This is a genomic window from Alteromonas lipotrueae (assembly GCF_019249255.1).
In the GTDB taxonomy this organism is placed as follows: domain Bacteria; phylum Pseudomonadota; class Gammaproteobacteria; order Enterobacterales; family Alteromonadaceae; genus Alteromonas; species Alteromonas lipotrueae.
Genome location: NZ_JAESDJ010000005.1, coordinates 219,660 through 237,275 on the forward strand (window position 1 = coordinate 219,660; position 17,616 = coordinate 237,275).

Consider the following 17,616-nt stretch of genomic DNA (forward strand, 5'->3'; position numbering starts at 1 on the left):
ATGACAAGTAAATGGAAATATTCGCCAGCTGATATCTTTGCTGCTGGCCCTGTTGTACCTGTATTGGTTATCAACGATGTGGAAAAAGCAGTTCCGCTAGCAAAAGCGCTAATGGCCGGCGGTATTAAAGTATTGGAAGTAACCCTTCGTACGCCAGCTGCCATTGACGTAATTAAACGTATTGCTGACGAAGTGCCTGATTCGCTTATCGGTGCTGGAACAGTAACAAATGCACAGCAGCTTAAAGCGGTTATTGAAGCGGGTGCTAAATTTGCAATTAGCCCTGGCATGACAGCTGATTTGCTAAAAGCGGGTATGGAAGCAGAAATTCCACTTATCCCAGGTATTTCATCAACGTCTGAACTAATGAAAGGGAAAGACGCGGGTTACACCCATATGAAATTCTTCCCAGCTGAAGCGTCTGGTGGAGTGAAAGCGATAAAAGCGATCAGTGGCCCATTCCCCGAGTTTACGTTCTGCCCAACAGGTGGCATTGGCCCAGGTAACTACAATGATTACCTTGCCCTTAAGAATGTTGTTTGTGTTGGTGGCTCGTGGTTAGCGCCAGACGATGCCATTGAGTCTGGTGATTGGGATCGTATTACGCAACTTGCCAAAGAAGCCGTTGCGGGTGCCAACATCAGCTAATAAAAATGCTTTATAAAAGCCCCGATAATAATGACTGGTATGATGTCACTTATTATCGGGGCTTTTTTATTAAAGACGATTTACCTGTTATGACGAATAAATCGGGCTAAATGCGGCATTAGTGGGAAGCACTTGTGCTGGCGAGTTCATACTTGTATACATTTGTATTTACCAATAAGCACGCAGTATGCCGTTAGACGGCGCGCTAAAGCATTATACAGGCGTTATCGTTTGCACCATGGCGTGAGACTCACTTGGCTGTAGTGTCTTGCCCTGCGTGATAGACGACTCTACACAAAGCATATGTTTGTAGCCAAACGGATCCATATCAGAAATTGACGCAGCGCCCTGCCATGGGTTCCAAACCACCAATGAGTCGTGGCCTTTTGAACCTACATCGGTAAATGGTGTATCTTTTACCACAATAGACGCTTTCTCTACCGCACTCATATGAATACGGTCAGTCTCTGCCGTAAAGGTATAGTTCTCAGGTGTGGGTTTTATCGTCCAGTCATCCAGTTTATCTTTATAGTCGCCGGTTAAGCCTAAAAGGCGAACCGCTTGAATATGATCAACATGGAAGTAACTGTGTAACGCACAGTTGTAGGTAAATGGCACTACGCCTGTGTTTTCCGTTATTAACGACACGGTGAGGGTATCACCTATCGTAATTGATAGGGTAACCGCACAGTCATGTTCAAACCCTTCTGCTCTTGTGAAGGAAGGGGTAAGCGTAATATGCGTGCCAGTTTCATCTTCACTAGATGATGTTAATTGCCACACTTGTGTGCGCAAAAAACCATGGGAAGGTAGCTCACCTTTCGCTTTACCATGGTCATCACTAAACCATGGCCAGCAGACAGGTATTCCGCCACGAATGGGGCGTTCACCGTTAAGGTAGGCATGGGGGCTCACCCATAAGCGTTCTTGTTCATCTTTTTTGGGAATAAAAGATAAAACATGTCCACCAAATAAACTGATTTTTGCTGAAGCGAGGTGGTTATCTACCTCTAAAAACGTCAATCCGTTTGATTCGCTTACTTGCAATGATTCTGTTGACATAAATCCTCCATGAAGCAACGTGTTGATTGTACCGTTGTCGAGATTTCCACAAGGTCCCGCATTACCATTTAATAATGGCTCATTGTGCAATGAAAACAAAAAAGGTGCGAATATTATTCGCACCTTTTTTCAGTCTATTAACAATGTCTTCAATAACTGACCAATAGTGTTGCCGTTATTGATAAACGTGATTACTTAGAAATGTGAGCAACCAAGTCTAGAACTTTGTTTGAATAGCCCCATTCGTTGTCGTACCAAGAGATAACTTTTACGAATGTGTCAGTAAGTGCAATACCTGCTGTTGCATCAAAAATTGACGTATTGGCGTTGCCGATAAAGTCATTTGATACTACCGCGTCTTCAGTATAGCTCATGATACCTTTAAGCTCGCCTTCAGACGCTTCTTTCATTGCCGCACAAATAGCGTCGTAGCTAGTTGGTGTGGCTAGGTTAACAGTAAGGTCAACCACTGAAACGTTTGGTGTAGGTACGCGGAAAGCCATACCTGTTAGTTTTCCGTTAAGCGCAGGAATAACTTTACCTACTGCTTTAGCGGCACCAGTAGACGAAGGAATGATGTTTTGGCCAGCACCACGACCGCCACGCCAGTCTTTCATAGAAGGACCGTCAACGGTTTTCTGTGTAGCTGTAGTCGCGTGTACTGTGGTCATTAGGCCATCTACAATACCGAACTTATCGTTAAGTACTTTTGCTAGAGGCGCTAGACAGTTAGTGGTGCACGATGCGTTTGAGACAATAGTTTCACCCGCGTAGCTTTCATCGTTAACACCCATAACGAACATAGGCGTGTCGTCTTTAGAAGGTGCAGACATAACCACTTTCTTAGCACCTGCCTCGATGTGCTTAGCAGCAGTTTCTTTAGTAAGGAACAAACCAGTCGATTCAACTACCACGTCTACATCTACTTCATTCCATTTAAGGTCTGAAGGATCTCTTTCAGAGGTGATGCGAATGGTTTTGCCGTTTACAACTAAGGCGTTGTTGTCTACTTTAACTTCACCGTCGAATAAACCGTGCGTTGAATCGTATTTTAACAAGTAGGCAATGTAATCTGTATCTAATAAGTCGTTAATAGCAACTACTTCGATGTCTTCACGGGCAGCAGCCGCGCGCATTACTAAGCGACCAATGCGACCAAAACCGTTAATACCGATGCGAATTGTCATGACGTACCTCGATTATTTTTGAATATGAAAATAAATTACGTAAAGTATGGATCAAAATGCCATAATTGGCAAAACAAAAACGCTAAACTGTTGGAAAGTTACGAACAACAGCTTATGCAATCGTATTCAGTTTTCATAGCGCGACTGTTTCTAGAATAATGTTAATATTTTGTACGTATAAGCAAATTTGCTTTGTGCAAATTAAGCGTGCCTCTCACAGGAATACAGGAACAAGTTACGATGACACAAGATCTTCTGCAACAACTGGTTGAAATGCGTGGAATAGAGACTCAATATGTCGACGCATGGGGCAAACCAGCAACCATCGCAGAGTCAAGTAAAGCCAAATTACTTAACGTGCTGGGTTATGACACCGCCAGTGAAGAAAAGATTCAGTCGCAAATTATAGACGACATTAGCTCAGTGTGGTTATCTCCTCTGAACCCTGTTCAAGTGGTTCGTAACGATGAAGCTATTGTTGTCGTTGTGCGCCTACCTATAGAACTTGTAAACGATGAACATGTCATTACAGTTCAGTGTGAAAACGGAGAAATTGAAAAACATACGTTTACACCGGTAGACCAAGAAATGACGACGATGGCACACATCGATGAGGTGGAGTTCCATGAATACATGGTGTCGTTGCCACTTACCTTACCGCTTGGTTATCACACTATAGCGTTAAGTGCTGACGACGATCAGTTTGCCGAGTCTCGCATCATTGTTGCGCCTAAAGCCTGCTACACCCCTGAGCCTATAGCGGCCGGTAAAAAGATTTGGGGATTAAGTGTGCAGCTTTATTGTGTACGTAGTGAAAAGAACTGGGGGATAGGTGATTTCTCCGATCTTGCAACACTAATTGAAAAAGCCGCAGGGGTAGGAGCTGATTTTATCGGCCTTAACCCTATTCATGCACTTTATCCAGCAAATCCTGACGCGTGTTCTCCTTATGGGCCGAGCTCTCGTCGTTGGCTAAATTACTTGTATATTGATGCTTCTGCTGTTGAAGGTTTTGATGATGACAGTGTTCAAGCCGTGGTGAATGCTGAAGATTTTCAAAAAACGCTGAGTCATGCTCGTGCAACTGAGCATGTAGATTATGAAGCTGTCGCACATATTAAATTGGCGGCGTTAAAAGCGGTATTTGATGTCTACGATGCTCGCCACCTCAGAAAAAATACCAAGCAAAATAAAGCATTCAAGGCGTTTATTGCACAAGGTGGCGAAAGCTTAGACATGCTGGCGGTATACGATGCGCTTCAATCTCATTTAAAAGCGAAAGGAAAAGACTGTTGGGGATGGCCTGTATTTCCTGAAGAATACAAAGACTACCATAACCCTGCTGTTGCGAAATTCAAAAAAGCCAATGCCAGCGAAGTAAAGTTCTATTTGTTCTTACAATGGGTAGCGGCGCAACAGTTAGAAGCGGCAAGTAGCAAAGCCTCTGACTGCGGTATGACAATTGGTTTATATCGAGACCTTGCGGTTGGGGTGAGTGAAGGTAGCGCTGAAATTTGGGGTAACAAAGATTTGTACTGCACCGATGCCAGCGTGGGTGCTCCACCTGATATCTTAGGGCCTTTGGGGCAGAACTGGGGGCTTCCTCCGATGGATCCTCGTAAGCTCTACGAACAGGCTTACCAGCCAATCATTGACTTATTTGCAGCCAATATGGCGTCGTCGGGCTCCCTCCGTATTGATCACGTAATGGCATTGCTACGATTGTGGTGGGTTGTCAAAGGTGATGACGCGAAAGAGGGGGGGTACGTGTATTACCCTGTTGATGATTTGTTGGGCATCTTAGCCCTTGAAAGCCATCGTAACCAAAGCCTCGTCATAGGCGAAGATTTAGGTACTGTACCAGAAGAAATTCGTAGCAAGTTGGCAGACAATGGTGTGTATTCATACCGTGTATTTTTCTTTGAACAAGCAGAGGACGGCGGTTTCTTCTCGCCAAGCCATTACCCCGTGCAGTCTATGTCTACGCTTACTACACACGACATGCCTACGCTTATAGGTTACTGGCATTGTTTAGACTTGGCGCTAGGTAAAGACATTGGCCTTTATCCTACAGATGAAATTCTGCAAACCCTTTATACTGACCGTCACGCGAATAAGCAGTCTATATTGGACTCACTACATGGACATCTCTCGGTAGCGGATAATGTAGGTAGAGATGTGAACTCTACAGGCATGACAGCAGAACTTAGCCAAGGTATGCAAGTGCACATGGCTGGCGGTTCTAGTGCGTTGCTAAGTTTGCAGTTAGAAGATTGGTTACAAATGGACAAGCCCGTGAATATTCCAGGTACGTTTAATGAGTACCCTAACTGGCGTAGAAAGCTGACCAGGAATGTTGAGGCTATTTTCGAGACTCATGATATAACAGAGTTGGCAGCACAATTAACGCAAGCACGCAAACAAGCCAGTGCTTAAATTATAATTTTCATTTTCTAACGTGAACATGTTGGCGTGCAATTATGCACGCCTTTGCCTAATATAAGGGCAGTAAACCCGCGTTTTCTTGCGGGTTTTTAATAGGAGTAGCAGATGCAGGTAACGCGGATAAAACAGATAGCGCAGCAATTAGAACATGCAACATGTTCTCAGCCGTTTTCCGTTCTTGGGCCAATTGAAATAGGAAGTAAAACTAAGATTCGAGTATGGCGTCCAGACGCTTCATCTATCGAAATAAGTTGGCCAGATACCGCATTACAAAAGGTTATGCTAAAACCGCTCATTGAAGCTGGTTTATTTGAAGGCGAAATCACAAAAGCACAATGCACACAGATTTATTCGGTGACTATCACCAATAAAGCTGGTAGCTATACCTATTGCGACCCGTATCAATTCGCTGATAATGCTTACCACGCTGTGCACTATATAGACAGCAAACCAGAGAATTTGTATCACCAAGCCGGTGCTCAACTCATTACCGTTACGCCTGAAGAGGGTGAGGCACTGGCTGCCACCCGTTTTTGCGTTTACGCGCCAAACGCTTCGTCAGTTTCATTAATTGGTGACTTTAATCAATGGGACGGACGCTTACATCCAATGGAAAAAACCTCATTGGGGTACTGGGTGTTAGTTGTCCCTGACTTGGGCGAAGGCGAACGTTACAAATACCAAGTAAAAGATGCCCACGGGCATGAGTTACCGCATAAAACAGACCCTTTAGGTTTTAGCGCTGAGCAGTATCCTTCTCATGCGTCAAAAATATTTAACCACGATAAGTACCAGTGGCACGACGATGCGTGGCTTGCATCCCGTAAACAAAATAAATACGCGAATGCTATGAGTATTTACGAAGTGCACTTAGGCTCGTGGAAGCGTCCTGATGCAGACAGTGGGCAGCGTTATTTAACTTACGAAGAATTGGCCGACGACCTAATTCCTTACGCAAAGGAGATGGGCTATACCCACCTTGAGCTATTACCAGTTTCAGAATTTCCGTTTGATGGGTCGTGGGGATATCAGCCAGTGGGCATGTTTGCGCCAACGAGCCGTTTTGGTAACCCTGATGCATTTAAATACTTTGTCGATAAGTGCCACCAAGCAGGTTTAGGGGTAATTATTGATTGGGTACCCGCACACTTCCCAGAAGACGGCCATGGTCTTGCGCGCTTCGATGGAAGCCATGTTTATGAATATGAAGATCCAAGACGAGGCTGGCATCCAGATTGGAATTCGTGCATCTATGATTTTGGCAAACAAACCGTTCGCCAGTTTCTGGTTGCCAATGCATTATTCTGGTTAGACAAGTTTCATGTGGATGGATTACGAGTCGATGCGGTTGCTTCTATGCTTTATCTCGATTACTCCCGCAATGAAGGCGAGTGGATACCGAATATTGACGGTGGAAACGAGAATTACGAAGCCATCAGCTTGCTGCGTTGGATGAATGAAGAAGTGTATAAGCACTATCCTGACGTAATGACAATCGCCGAAGAATCCACGTCTTTTCCGAAAGTATCACGGCCAGTGTTTGAAGGTGGGTTAGGTTTTGGTTTTAAGTGGAATATGGGGTGGATGCACGATTCTTTAACCTATATCGCAAAAGACCCTGCTTACCGTAATTATCATCACGGCGAAATTACCTTCAGTATGGTTTACGCTTTTGATGAAAACTTTGTTTTGCCAATATCTCACGATGAAGTAGTACACGGTAAAGGCAGCTTATTACACAAAATGCCTGGTGATGAATGGCAGCAGGCCGCTAATTTACGTTGTTATACTGGCTTTATGTTCGGTCACCCAGGTAAGAAATTAAGCTTCATGGGCAATGAATTTGCTCAAAGCAAAGAATGGAACCATGACACAAGCCTCAATTGGCACCTTTTGGAGCATAAAAAGCACAAGGGTATTCAAAGTTTGTATAAAGCCTTAAATCAGTTTTATACCCATACCCCTGCGATGTACGAACAAGATCATACTCACACCGGTTTTGCATGGATTGACCATGAAAATGCCGACCAAAGCGTGGTGTCTTTTGTTCGCACGTCTTTAGATGGTAAGCAAAAGGTATATGTCATTTGTAACTTTACGCCTATCCCCAGAGAACATTACCGCGTAGGTGTTGATGGGGCGGGTGAGCTGTCGCTTGCACTAAATACTGATAGTCAGGTATTTTGGGGCAGCGATTATCCGGTGGACAGCCATGTCACGCCTACGCCGGTAGCATGGAATAACCGAGATCACTCGATTAGTATTAATTTACCCCCTTTATCTACTGTATTTTACATCACGAAATAGGAATTACGTTGGACGCGAAACAGAACGTCACAAAGGCAAGCCATGTTTTATTGGGTGAAGCGTTTCCATTAGGTGCTACGCCCTATGATGATGGCTGTAACTTCGCCGTTTATGCGCCAGATGCGAAAGCGGTGGCGTTATGCCTCTTTCACAACGATACCGAAGAGCCTATGGACGAAATATTGCTGCCTGAAAAAAGCGGCGATGTCTGGCATGGTTTCTTTCCCAATGTAAAAGCAGGCCATTTATATGGCTATAGAGTAGAACGCGGCGAAGGGCAGCTTCACGGCGTGCCCACCGATAAACTACTTATCGACCCTTATGCGAAAAAACTAAGCAGACCCATTCATTGGGATGCAAGGCAATATAAATTTGACTCGCAATTTATGGTGCCTAAGTGTGTAGTGGTGGCAGATGCCGATTACCCTCAAAGCGCAATCCGCAAGGTCGATATTCCAAAACATAAACGTATTGTTTATGAAGCGCACGTGAAAGGGTTAACAAAGTTACACCCCGATGTGCCAAAAGAACACAGAGGTAAGTACCTTGGTGCGAGCCACCCCGCGGTTATTGCCCACCTAAAAGCGCTAGGCATTACCACGGTTCAGTTCATGCCAATGTGCTCATTTATGCCAGAGCCTTACATTACGGAAAAAGGATTAACTAACTACTGGGGGTATAACCCTGTTAACTTTTTCGCGCCTGAACCTCGCTATGCCAGCAAAGATGCGTTGTCTGAAATTAAGCATATGGTTGATGAATACCATAAAGCGGGGCTTGAGGTGATTATAGATGTGGTATACAACCACACGGCAGAGGGCGGTAAAGGCGGCCCTATTTTGTCATATAAAGGTTTCTGCCCTTATCAAGCGTATCTGTTAGAACAAACTAAGCGGGGAGAGTTGGTTTATTCGAATCACTCTGGCTGCGGTAATACAGTACACACGTCTCATCCTTACATGATGACGCTCATCTTAGACGCCATGCGTTTTTGGGCGACCACTATCGGCGTAGATGGCTTTCGTTTTGACTTAGCGGTAACCCTAGGGCGCGAGCCTCAAGCGTACAATAAATATGCTGGGCTAATTCGCGCCATCGGACAAGATCCGGTATTAAAGCAAACGGTTTTGCTGGCCGAACCCTGGGACATCGGGCTTGGTGGGTATCAAGTGGGTAACTTCCCCACGCCTTGGCTAGAAGTGAACGATAAGTACCGAGACACGGCGCGGGCGTTTTGGCGCGGTGACGAAGGTTTAGCGGCCGATTTCGCTACTCGCTTTATGGGGTCTCGCGACTTATTTCACAAAGGCTATCGTCATATTTCCACATCGGTGAATAACATCACTTACCACGATGGTTTTACCCTGCATGATTTAGTGAGTTATGCCGATCGCCATAACCTAGCTAACCTAGAAGAAAATCGTGATGGTCACGGGCATAACTTATCGGCTAATTACGGCGCTGAAGGTGAAACTCAGGATAAAAACATATTGGCCTTGCGTGAACGGCAAAAGCGCAATTTATTTGCCACGCTTATTTTCTCTCAAGGCACGCCGCATATTTTAGGAGGCGACGAACTAAGTCGCACTCAAAACGGGAATAACAACGCCTATTGCCAAGATAATCCAATCAGTTGGACGCAATGGGAAATGAACAAGCGTCAACAGGATTTTCTTAGTTTTTGTCAGTATGTTATTCGCCTTAAACAAGGCTCAACCTTGTTAAGCGAGATAAAACTAGAGGACGACCCTTACTCCTTATCGAAAAATGTCAGCCAAATTAATTGGTTCAAACCTGACGGCACCGATAAAGCCTCTGAAGATTGGAACGTGGCACACAATAAAGCCTTTGGTGTAGAAATTAGAGGGTGTGCGGTGGGTGAGCAAACCCCAGAACATTGGTTTTTGTGTGTCAATGCCAGTGACAACGACGTGAGGTTCAATTTACCAAGTTTATCACCGAACGGGGGGTGGACTTTGCATTTAGATACTCGTTACGCTTCATTAAGCGAGCAACCTAAAATTTGTATTCAAAAGGTATTTTTACAAGCGGGTAAGTCCCTTACCTTGTTTAGTTTTAACGAATTTACCTCGTAAGCTTTACCTCTGACGAAAAAAATAGCATACCGAACGGATATCGGCACGGTATGCTGTTCTTTATTGTTACAGGTGGTATTATGCTCTCCCATCTGAATGTGAGGGTTTTTCTATGCAAAATGAAGGTGGAAATAAGCACGCCACAACAGCGTGTGATATTGGTTTTATCGGTTTAGGCGTAATGGGTAATAACCTTACAATGAACTTGGTAGACCACGGTTATCGAGTAGCATGTTTCGATTTAGATCAGCAAAAGGTCGATGCTATTCTTGCAAAAGACGCCAGTGAGCGTGATGCCAACGCTGAACCTCGTGTTGAAGGTTGTAGCTCTTACACCGAATTACTCAGCAAACTAAAAGCCCCTCATCTTATTATTCTTTCTGTTCCTGCCGGCGACCCTGTCGACCATGTATGTAATCATCTTATTGATGCGGGTATTCATGCCGACGATATCGTCGTTGATACCGGTAATAGCTTATGGACGGACTCAGTTGCACGCGAAGAGCAATACAAAGGCAAGTTTATTTTCTTTTCTACCGCCGTGTCGGGTGGTGAAGTAGGGGCACGCTTCGGGCCATCGTTAATGCCATCGGGCAACCCTTATGCATGGACCCGTATTGAGCCTGTACTTAAAGCAATTGCCGCTAAGGTAGATCCTGAAACAGGTAAACCTCTGGAGAGTTTCGTGCCAGGAAAGCCTATTTTAGAAGGTGAGCCATGTGCTACCTATATTGGCCCTGTTGGCGCAGGCCATTACGTAAAAATGGTGCACAATGGTATTGAATACGCTGATATGCAGCTAATTTGTGAAACCTATCACGTGATGCGTGAAGCATTGCAAATGTCGCCTTCTGACATTGCAGCGGTATTTAAACGTTGGAATGAAGGTAAGCTAAACAGCTACTTAATGGAAATCAGCGCCGAAGTGCTCGACCAACTTGACCCAGACACCAAGCAGCCTCTTGTTGACGTGATTTTAGATAGAGCAGGGCAAAAAGGAACTGGCCTTTGGACTGCGGTGAGTGCATTACAAGTCGGTAGCCCAGCGCAAACCATTACGTCCGCCGTATTTGCGCGCAGCATTTCTAGCTTGAAAGATGAGCGTGTGGCAGCAAGTAAAGTGCTTTCAGGCCCCGAACCTGTGGTTCATTCTGATGAGCAAAAAGAAGACATCATCAATAAATTAGAGCAAGCCTTATACTGCTCTAAAATTTGTGCTTATGCGCAAGGCTTCCAGCTAATGGCTATTGCTGCTAAAGAGCACGGTTGGCAATTAGAGTTTGGTGAAATAGCAAAAATTTGGCGCGCAGGCTGTATTATCCGAGCCGTATTCTTACAGTCTATTTCTAAGGCTTATGAAAACAACGAAGAGTTGTCGAACTTGCTGATGGACCCCTTCTTTGCAAACCAAATTTCTCAATTCCAATCTGATTGGCGTCAGTCAATTGCGCAAGCGACTATTGCTGGTGTGCCGTGTCCCGCTATGATGTCATCATTAAGCTACTATGATTCATATCGCACCGCAGTATTACCGGCTAACTTGCTACAAGGCCAACGAGACTTTTTCGGTGCCCATACTTACCAGCGTGTAGATAAGCCTGCGGGTAAAAAGTATCACTTAGAATGGAGTGATCCCCAACGCCCGCAAACTTCTATAAAACGCTAATACGGGCTTTACACTAATTTGAAAGGTGTGCCAGATTCTTCAGGTGCACCTTTTTTCTTTTTTGAGGGCTGATTGTTAGGAGAAACTATGTCTGAGCAAAAATGGCAAGATACGCTGTCTGAAGCAGAATACCGAGTATGCCGCAATGCAGGGACAGAGCGACCTTTTACCGGGGCATTGTTAGATGAAGCCCGAGAAGGAACCTATGTTTGTAAGTGCTGTGGCGCCGAATTGTTTTCATCACACACTAAGTTTGATGCTGGTTGTGGCTGGCCCTCTTTCTTTGCACAACTTGAAAACGACAATGTTGGTTACCGAGATGACAATACGCACGGTATGCACCGTGTGGAAATATTTTGCAAACAATGTGATTCCCATCTCGGTCACGTGTTTCCAGATGGACCTGAACCCAGCGGCCAGCGCTATTGCGTTAATTCAATTTCATTAACGTTCAAAGGTAACGGTGATGTTGTGGTAAAAGGCTAGGCTCGAGCGCTGTAGTTATTACTTTGAGTAGAGTGTCTTTCACAAGGTAAACAGTCGAACAAAAAACATACAGTTGTGACTGCCTTAACGTAAAAAATAAAAAAATCCGCCTATATTCGGCGGATTTTTTATTTTTTTAGCACTTATTTAATACCTAAAAAATGTAATTCATTTTCATTATTACAGTCTATTTAGCTTAAGCGCGTTCGCATCGAATTGGCTATTATCAAGGGCAGAGACAATATCACGTACTACGCTGTCTAAAATATCAACCGGTAGATTAAACTTTTGGCCGATTGATTCCCGCCTAGCTGAGGGAATTTTTTCGTCGAAGTATTCGCTTACACCTAGCCATACATAAGCCATTCTGTAGTTTTCTTTATCCATACCTAACGACACCAACGACAGATAAAGTGCACTGTCTATGTCATCAGCATCCGTGTATAGGCTTAGCGCTTTATACAAGGTATCAATAGTGCGCTGAGGATCGGTTTTAATTTGCGCCGAGGCCAAAGAAATTAGCAACTCAGGATCTTTTACTCTGTTACTAGCAGCATAGCGTTCAAACCGGTGAAATGCTTCTTTATCGTTATGGCGAGACCAATGGTAGTAAGAAAGGTAAGGGTCGAGAGAGCGCTTAGTCTCACGCGCTAAACGGTTTAATTCACGTTGCGCTGTAATCACACCCTTAAGGCGGGTGGCTTCTTTGCCTTTACGTTTCACGTGTTCAATATGCTGAACTTCTTCCACACAGACCAAGTAATCTTCAAACGCTAATAGTAATGGGTATTTGAACGCTTCTGAGGTATCTGCTTGGTGGTTGTATCTTAACCTTATGATATCGGCACGTTCGTGGCGACACCGAGCATCTAGGCTTAAATCTAAACACATCTCACTGTTGGTTTTGCAAATTTCACTAATAGTGGGTTCGAACCAATCGCTACACCCAGACAACATAACGGTCATAGAAAGCGTAGCGATAACATTTTTATAACCTGTTGGAAAATTACTAAATAAAGTGCCTCGAACAGGCCGGTTTTGTGATTTCATGAAATTTATCAACAATTTGGTCATCCTTGTTTGTTTCTTTAAGATACTGCTCGTCACCGTCAGACGAAATCTTCACCTAGTGTACCCTAAAATATTAAAAAACTGACGTGTCACATACCGTTAATTTACGTCGATAAAGGCAAAAACATGAACCAACAGTTTGAGCAGGAATTACAAAGCAGCTGGCAAGAGCGTCAGGAATACGCGGAAATGATGTTGCCCCTTATCGGTAAGCTATACCGAAATAGCGCAGTAGAAATTTCAGTTTATGGCCGCTCTTTATTAAATGCCAGTGCGACTGATGTGATTAAAGCGCATCGCAAAGTGCGCTTGCACGAGGGAGTAAAATTGCGACTTCGGGAGAGTTTCCCAATTTTACTTGCGCTGAGCGAAATGCAGATTGCCCCTGCTCAAATTGATATTGGTAAGCTGGCTTTTGATTTTAATTACGGTTCGGCGGTAGACAACGACGACTTACATGCATTTTTAAGTGAGAAGTTAGGCGACGTTATTGATAAAGAGGACGATCAGAAGCCTCAAGACGTTGTACTTTATGGCTTTGGTCGTATAGGTCGTTTATTAGCGCGTTTGTTAATAGAGCGCCAAGGTAAAAATAACAAGTTACGTTTACGCGCCATTGTGGTGCGTGGTGGGCGCGATGGCGACTTAGAAAAGCGAGCTAGCTTGCTTCGCCGTGACTCAGTGCACGGGCCATTTAATGGCAGTATCTCAATTGATCATGAGCGCAATGCATTAAAAGCAAACGGCTCGTTTATTCAAGTGATTTACGCCAATAGCCCTGACGAAGTTGATTACACGCAATATGGTATCGATAACGCTATTATTGTTGATAACACGGGTATTTGGCGTGACCGCGATGGTTTAGGTTTGCACCTGAAAACGAAAGGTGCGTCTAAAGCAGTACTAACGGCACCAGGTAAAGGTGATATTAAAAACATCGTTCATGGGGTAAACCATGAAGAGATCACGCCAGACGACACAATTCTTTCAGCCGCAAGTTGTACTACCAATGCGATAACGCCCGTGCTTAAAGCACTCGACGAAGAATACGGTATTGAAGACGGTCATGTTGAAACGGTGCATTCATACACCAATGACCAAAACTTAATTGATAACTATCATAAGGGTGACAGACGTGGTCGTAGTGCGCCACTTAATATGGTTATTACCGAAACAGGCGCAGCAAAAGCGGTATCAAAGGCTTACCCTAAGCTTGCTGGCAAGCTAACTGGTAACGCTATTCGCGTGCCTACGCCGAATGTTTCACTGGCTATTTTGAACCTTAACTTAGCGAAAGGCACAGATAGAGTAGCAGTGAATGAATTTTTACGGGATGCTGCACTTTTTTCTACCTTACAGCACCAAATCGATTACACGGCGAGCAAAGAGATTGTCTCTACTGACTTAGTAGGCTCACGTGCAGCGTCAGTAGTAGATTCACAAGCGACTATTGTGGCAGACAAACGCCTTACTCTTTATGTTTGGTACGATAATGAGTTTGGTTATAGCTGTCAGGTAATGCGTGTTATCCGCGATATGGCAGGGATGAGCTTCCCAACATTGCCGCTTTAATATTCAATTTGAATAAAAACCGACCGCTTAGGGTCGGTTTTTTATTTGTGTAAACAAAACCGTGCCTTCAAGTGGCATAAATAGCGCATCGGCACATAGTATTTCTATTGCTGACTATGCTAAATTACCGCTAAAATTAAGAAGAGAAACGACAGTTTATGCATATTTCTAGTCAATTCGATAGCGGCAACATTGACGTGTTGAGCGCTGAATCGGTTGAAGACATCCGTCTTGCCATTCCAAAAGATAACCAATCTGAATTTGCTCAATGGTTTCACTTTCGCTTAGTTGGCGAGTCGTTTGTTACTCATACAATGACCATTACTGACTTGGCAAAGTCTGCCTATCCAGATGGCTGGAAAGGCTACAATGTGCTTGCATCATACGATCGCCAAACATGGTTTCGTATTCCCAGCGAGTTTGATGGCGATAACCTCACATTCTCTCTAACACTCGAACAGCCTAGCGTTTATTTCGCTTACTTCATTCCTTATAGCTACGAAAGGCATCTTGACCTAGTGCACGATGCGCAAATGTCCTTGCTATGTGAGCATCGCTTTTTAGGCTTAACCCTAGATGGCCGCGATATGTCCATGCTAGTGATTGGCGAAGAAGCTCCTAATAAAAAGAAAGTATGGGTTACTGCCAGGCAGCACCCAGGTGAGAGCATGGCCGAGTGGTGTGCGGAAGGCCTCATCTACCGTTTGCTAGATGAGCAAGACGGACTGGCGCGACAATTGCTGGATAACGCTGTGTTCTATGTAGTACCCAATATGAATCCTGACGGTAGCGCACGCGGTCATTTACGTACCAATGCGGTAGGCACCAATTTAAACCGTGAGTGGGCAACCCCAAGTGCTGACAAAAGCCCAGAAGTGCTTTATGTCATGGATGCGATGGAAAAAATTGGCGTAGATATGTTTGTCGATTTGCACGGTGATGAAGCACTGCCGTACAATTTTGTGGCAGGCTGTGAAGGTAATCCAAGTTATTCTGATGAAATTAAAGTGCTAGAAAATACGTTTAAAGATACGTTATTAAATGCAACGCCAGAGTTTCAGGACGAGTTTGGATACGATAAAGATGCGCCAGGTGAGGGGAACCTAACCGTGGCAGCAAACGCAGTGGGTGAGAAATTTAACTGTATGTCTTACACTGTTGAAATGCCGTTCAAAGACAATGCTGATGTACCAGATGAAATCTATGGCTGGTCTGTTCAGCGCAGCAGACAGCTAGGCGAGGATTTACTTATTGCCGTAAATGCCGTAGTAAAGAAGTTAAATGGTTAATACGTTAAATTAGCATTACAAAAAAAGCCCCTTTTCAACGGGGCTTTATTAATAAATACAATAATAGAAATCATAACAACAAGATAATAAAGGGGTGATACCTTGGAAGGGTTATATAGTTTTCTCGTCATACTGGATGGTTTTTTAGGCGGCGCAGGGTGGTTTCCTTACGTATTGCTCGGTGTAGGTCTGTTCTTCACTATCTACCTTAAATTTCCTCAAATTCGTTTTTTCAAACATGCATGGCAAGTGGTAACGGGCAAGTTCGATAAAGAGAGCGACCCAGGGGATACCACCCATTTCCGCGCACTCACCACCGCGTTATCAGGTACAGTGGGTACCGGTAACATCAGTGGTGTGGCATTCGCCATATTCTTAGGGGGCCCAGCAGCATTATTTTGGATGTGGGTCACCGCCTTTTTAGGTATGACCACGAAATTCGTTGAAGTTACCCTTTCTCACAAATACCGTGTGAAAACCGAAGATGGCACCATGGCGGGTGGTCCCATGTATTACATGGACAGACGCTTAAACATGAAGTGGTTAGCGGTAGCTTTTGCCATTGCCACTGTGGTGAGTTCATTCGGTACCGGGAACCTGCCGCAAAGTAATGGCATTGCACAAAGTATTGAAGCTACGTTTGGTTTTGAGCCATGGGTAGTAGGTAGCGTGTTAGGTATTTTGCTTGCGCTCGTTATCCTTGGTGGTATTCAACGCATTGCCGCCTTTACTGCGCGGGTAGTGCCGGTAATGGCGGTTATTTACCTTATTGGTGCGTTAGCGGTAATCTTCGCGAACGTTGAGAATATTATTCCTTCTTTCACCGCAGTAATTAAAGATGCATTTACAGGGTCTGCAGCAGCTGGGGGCTTCTTAGGCGCGTCACTTGCTTATGCATTTAACCGTGGTGTGAACCGTGGTTTGTTCTCGAACGAAGCGGGTCAAGGTTCTGCGCCAATTGCGCATGCTGCGGCGAAAACAAAAGAGCCAGCATCAGAAGGTATGGTGTCGTTACTTGAACCTTTCATCGATACCATCATTATCTGTACAGTTACTGGTTTGGTTATCTTGTCTTCTGGTGTATGGAAAGAAAAACATGAAAACGTATTCGATCGTTCTGACATGTTCTTCGTTCAAGGCCAATATGACGATAGCGATCAAGCCGATGTTGATAAGCTTTACGGTTACCTAAACGATGTCGAAGGTAACGAGATAAAAGCGTATACAGGGAGTATCACTGTGGTGAACGGCACTGCGGTTAGCGATGGCTTTACCTTGTTAAATTCACGCTCAGTTGCCGAGGATGTTAAATACAACATTGGCAGCGAAGACTTGTTTACCGGAACATTAAAAATTGAAGATGGTAAACCCGTACGAGACAACCTAGAGGTGAGCGGTAAATCATTGGTGCACTCAGCAGCACTAACGACCATTGCCTTTACACGCGGGTATTTTGGTAACTTTGGGCAATACATAGTGTCTATCGGGCTTATGCTGTTTGCGTTCTCAACGGCTATTGCGTGGTCGTATTATGGTGACAGGGCGATGACGTACTTGCTTGGTCCCCGCTCGGTGATGCCATATCGCGTTATTTACGTAGCTGGCTTTGTATGGGCTGCTTTTTCTGATACCACCCTGGTATGGGCACTGTCGGCAGTGGCCATTGTGGTAATGACTTTACCTAACCTATTTGGTATTGTGCTGCTCAGTAAAGAAATGAAAGAAACCGTTAACGATTATTGGTCTAGACACAAAAAATAATCGCTAACGTGAACGTGGTGTGTAAG

12 protein-coding genes are annotated in these 17,616 nt (G+C 44.5%); 9 read left to right on the forward strand and 3 right to left on the reverse strand.

Translation table 11 applies throughout. From position 1 onward, the window contains the following. A complete protein-coding gene (locus tag KYS23_RS09450) occupies positions 1-648 on the forward strand; it encodes a bifunctional 4-hydroxy-2-oxoglutarate aldolase/2-dehydro-3-deoxy-phosphogluconate aldolase (protein WP_129739037.1) in 648 nt (215 codons plus the stop codon). Positions 649-861: 213 nt separating this feature from the next. Here KYS23_RS09450 and KYS23_RS09455 read toward each other — a convergent pair whose 3' ends face one another. After that, positions 862-1,710 carry a D-hexose-6-phosphate mutarotase gene (locus KYS23_RS09455; protein ID WP_159531603.1) on the reverse strand — a complete coding sequence of 283 codons (849 nt, stop codon included), beginning with the start codon at positions 1,708-1,710 and terminating at the stop codon, positions 862-864. Between the two features lie 191 nt (positions 1,711-1,901). Next, a complete protein-coding gene (gene gap, locus KYS23_RS09460; RefSeq protein WP_159531601.1) occupies positions 1,902-2,897 on the reverse strand; it encodes a type I glyceraldehyde-3-phosphate dehydrogenase in 996 nt (331 codons plus the stop codon). A 240-nt stretch (positions 2,898-3,137) separates the two neighbouring features. On the opposite strand from gap, the gene malQ reads away from it, so the two are divergent. The 5 genes from malQ to msrB all read left to right on the forward strand — a co-directional run bounded on the left by malQ (position 3,138) and on the right by msrB (position 11,897). Further along, positions 3,138-5,333, forward strand: coding sequence for a 4-alpha-glucanotransferase (gene malQ / locus KYS23_RS09465; protein WP_159531599.1), 2,196 nt, complete (start codon positions 3,138-3,140; stop codon positions 5,331-5,333). A 114-nt stretch (positions 5,334-5,447) separates the two neighbouring features. After that, entirely contained in the window at positions 5,448-7,649 is a 2,202-nt protein-coding gene (gene glgB, locus KYS23_RS09470; RefSeq protein WP_218418460.1) for a 1,4-alpha-glucan branching protein GlgB, read from the forward strand. A gap of 8 nt (positions 7,650-7,657) precedes the next feature. After that, on the forward strand, positions 7,658-9,745 hold the full coding sequence (glgX, locus tag KYS23_RS09475) for a glycogen debranching protein GlgX (RefSeq protein ID WP_218396723.1): 2,088 nt from the start codon (positions 7,658-7,660) through the stop codon (positions 9,743-9,745). Positions 9,746-9,857: 112 nt separating this feature from the next. Next, positions 9,858-11,411: an NADP-dependent phosphogluconate dehydrogenase gene (gene gndA, locus KYS23_RS09480; protein WP_159531593.1), complete on the forward strand. Its 1,554-nt coding sequence runs from the start codon at positions 9,858-9,860 to the stop codon at positions 11,409-11,411. An 87-nt stretch (positions 11,412-11,498) separates the two neighbouring features. Beyond that, on the forward strand, positions 11,499-11,897 hold the full coding sequence (gene msrB / locus KYS23_RS09485) for a peptide-methionine (R)-S-oxide reductase MsrB (RefSeq protein WP_159531591.1): 399 nt from the start codon (positions 11,499-11,501) through the stop codon (positions 11,895-11,897). Positions 11,898-12,077: 180 nt separating this feature from the next. Here the strand turns inward: msrB and KYS23_RS09490 are convergent, their stop codons facing one another. Continuing rightward, positions 12,078-12,947 (reverse strand): DUF2989 domain-containing protein, encoded by an 870-nt coding sequence (locus tag KYS23_RS09490; protein WP_232370638.1) that lies wholly within the window; start codon positions 12,945-12,947, stop codon positions 12,078-12,080. A 147-nt stretch (positions 12,948-13,094) separates the two neighbouring features. On the opposite strand from KYS23_RS09490, the gene KYS23_RS09495 reads away from it, so the two are divergent. From KYS23_RS09495 to KYS23_RS09505, 3 genes are all read left to right on the forward strand, one after another. After that, complete coding sequence (locus KYS23_RS09495; RefSeq protein ID WP_218418461.1) at positions 13,095-14,540, forward strand: glyceraldehyde-3-phosphate dehydrogenase; 1,446 nt, start codon at positions 13,095-13,097, stop codon at positions 14,538-14,540. Between the two features lie 158 nt (positions 14,541-14,698). Beyond that, the gene (locus tag KYS23_RS09500; RefSeq protein WP_218418462.1) at positions 14,699-15,829 is read left to right on the forward strand and encodes a M14 family metallopeptidase; all 1,131 of its coding nucleotides are present in this window, start codon (positions 14,699-14,701) and stop codon (positions 15,827-15,829) included. 102 nt (positions 15,830-15,931) lie between these two features. Continuing rightward, positions 15,932-17,590 carry an alanine/glycine:cation symporter family protein gene (locus KYS23_RS09505; protein ID WP_218418463.1) on the forward strand — a complete coding sequence of 553 codons (1,659 nt, stop codon included), beginning with the start codon at positions 15,932-15,934 and terminating at the stop codon, positions 17,588-17,590. Positions 17,591-17,616 lie beyond the last annotated feature (26 nt).

Excerpts from the sequence above, each read along its gene's own strand:
- KYS23_RS09495 (WP_218418461.1), top strand. The coding sequence starts at position 13,095 with ATGAACCAACAGTTTGAGCAGGAATTACAAAGCAGCTGGCAAGAGCGT.
- KYS23_RS09490 (WP_232370638.1), bottom strand. The coding sequence starts at position 12,947 with ATGAAATCACAAAACCGGCCTGTTCGAGGCACTTTATTTAGTAATTTT.
- KYS23_RS09455 (WP_159531603.1), bottom strand. The coding sequence starts at position 1,710 with ATGTCAACAGAATCATTGCAAGTAAGCGAATCAAACGGATTGACGTTT.
- malQ (WP_159531599.1), top strand. The coding sequence starts at position 3,138 with ATGACACAAGATCTTCTGCAACAACTGGTTGAAATGCGTGGAATAGAG.
- gndA (WP_159531593.1), top strand. The coding sequence starts at position 9,858 with ATGCAAAATGAAGGTGGAAATAAGCACGCCACAACAGCGTGTGATATT.
- msrB (WP_159531591.1), top strand. The coding sequence starts at position 11,499 with ATGTCTGAGCAAAAATGGCAAGATACGCTGTCTGAAGCAGAATACCGA.
- glgB (WP_218418460.1), top strand. The coding sequence starts at position 5,448 with ATGCAGGTAACGCGGATAAAACAGATAGCGCAGCAATTAGAACATGCA.
- KYS23_RS09450 (WP_129739037.1), top strand. The coding sequence starts at position 1 with ATGACAAGTAAATGGAAATATTCGCCAGCTGATATCTTTGCTGCTGGC.
- gap (WP_159531601.1), bottom strand. The coding sequence starts at position 2,897 with ATGACAATTCGCATCGGTATTAACGGTTTTGGTCGCATTGGTCGCTTA.
- KYS23_RS09500 (WP_218418462.1), top strand. The coding sequence starts at position 14,699 with ATGCATATTTCTAGTCAATTCGATAGCGGCAACATTGACGTGTTGAGC.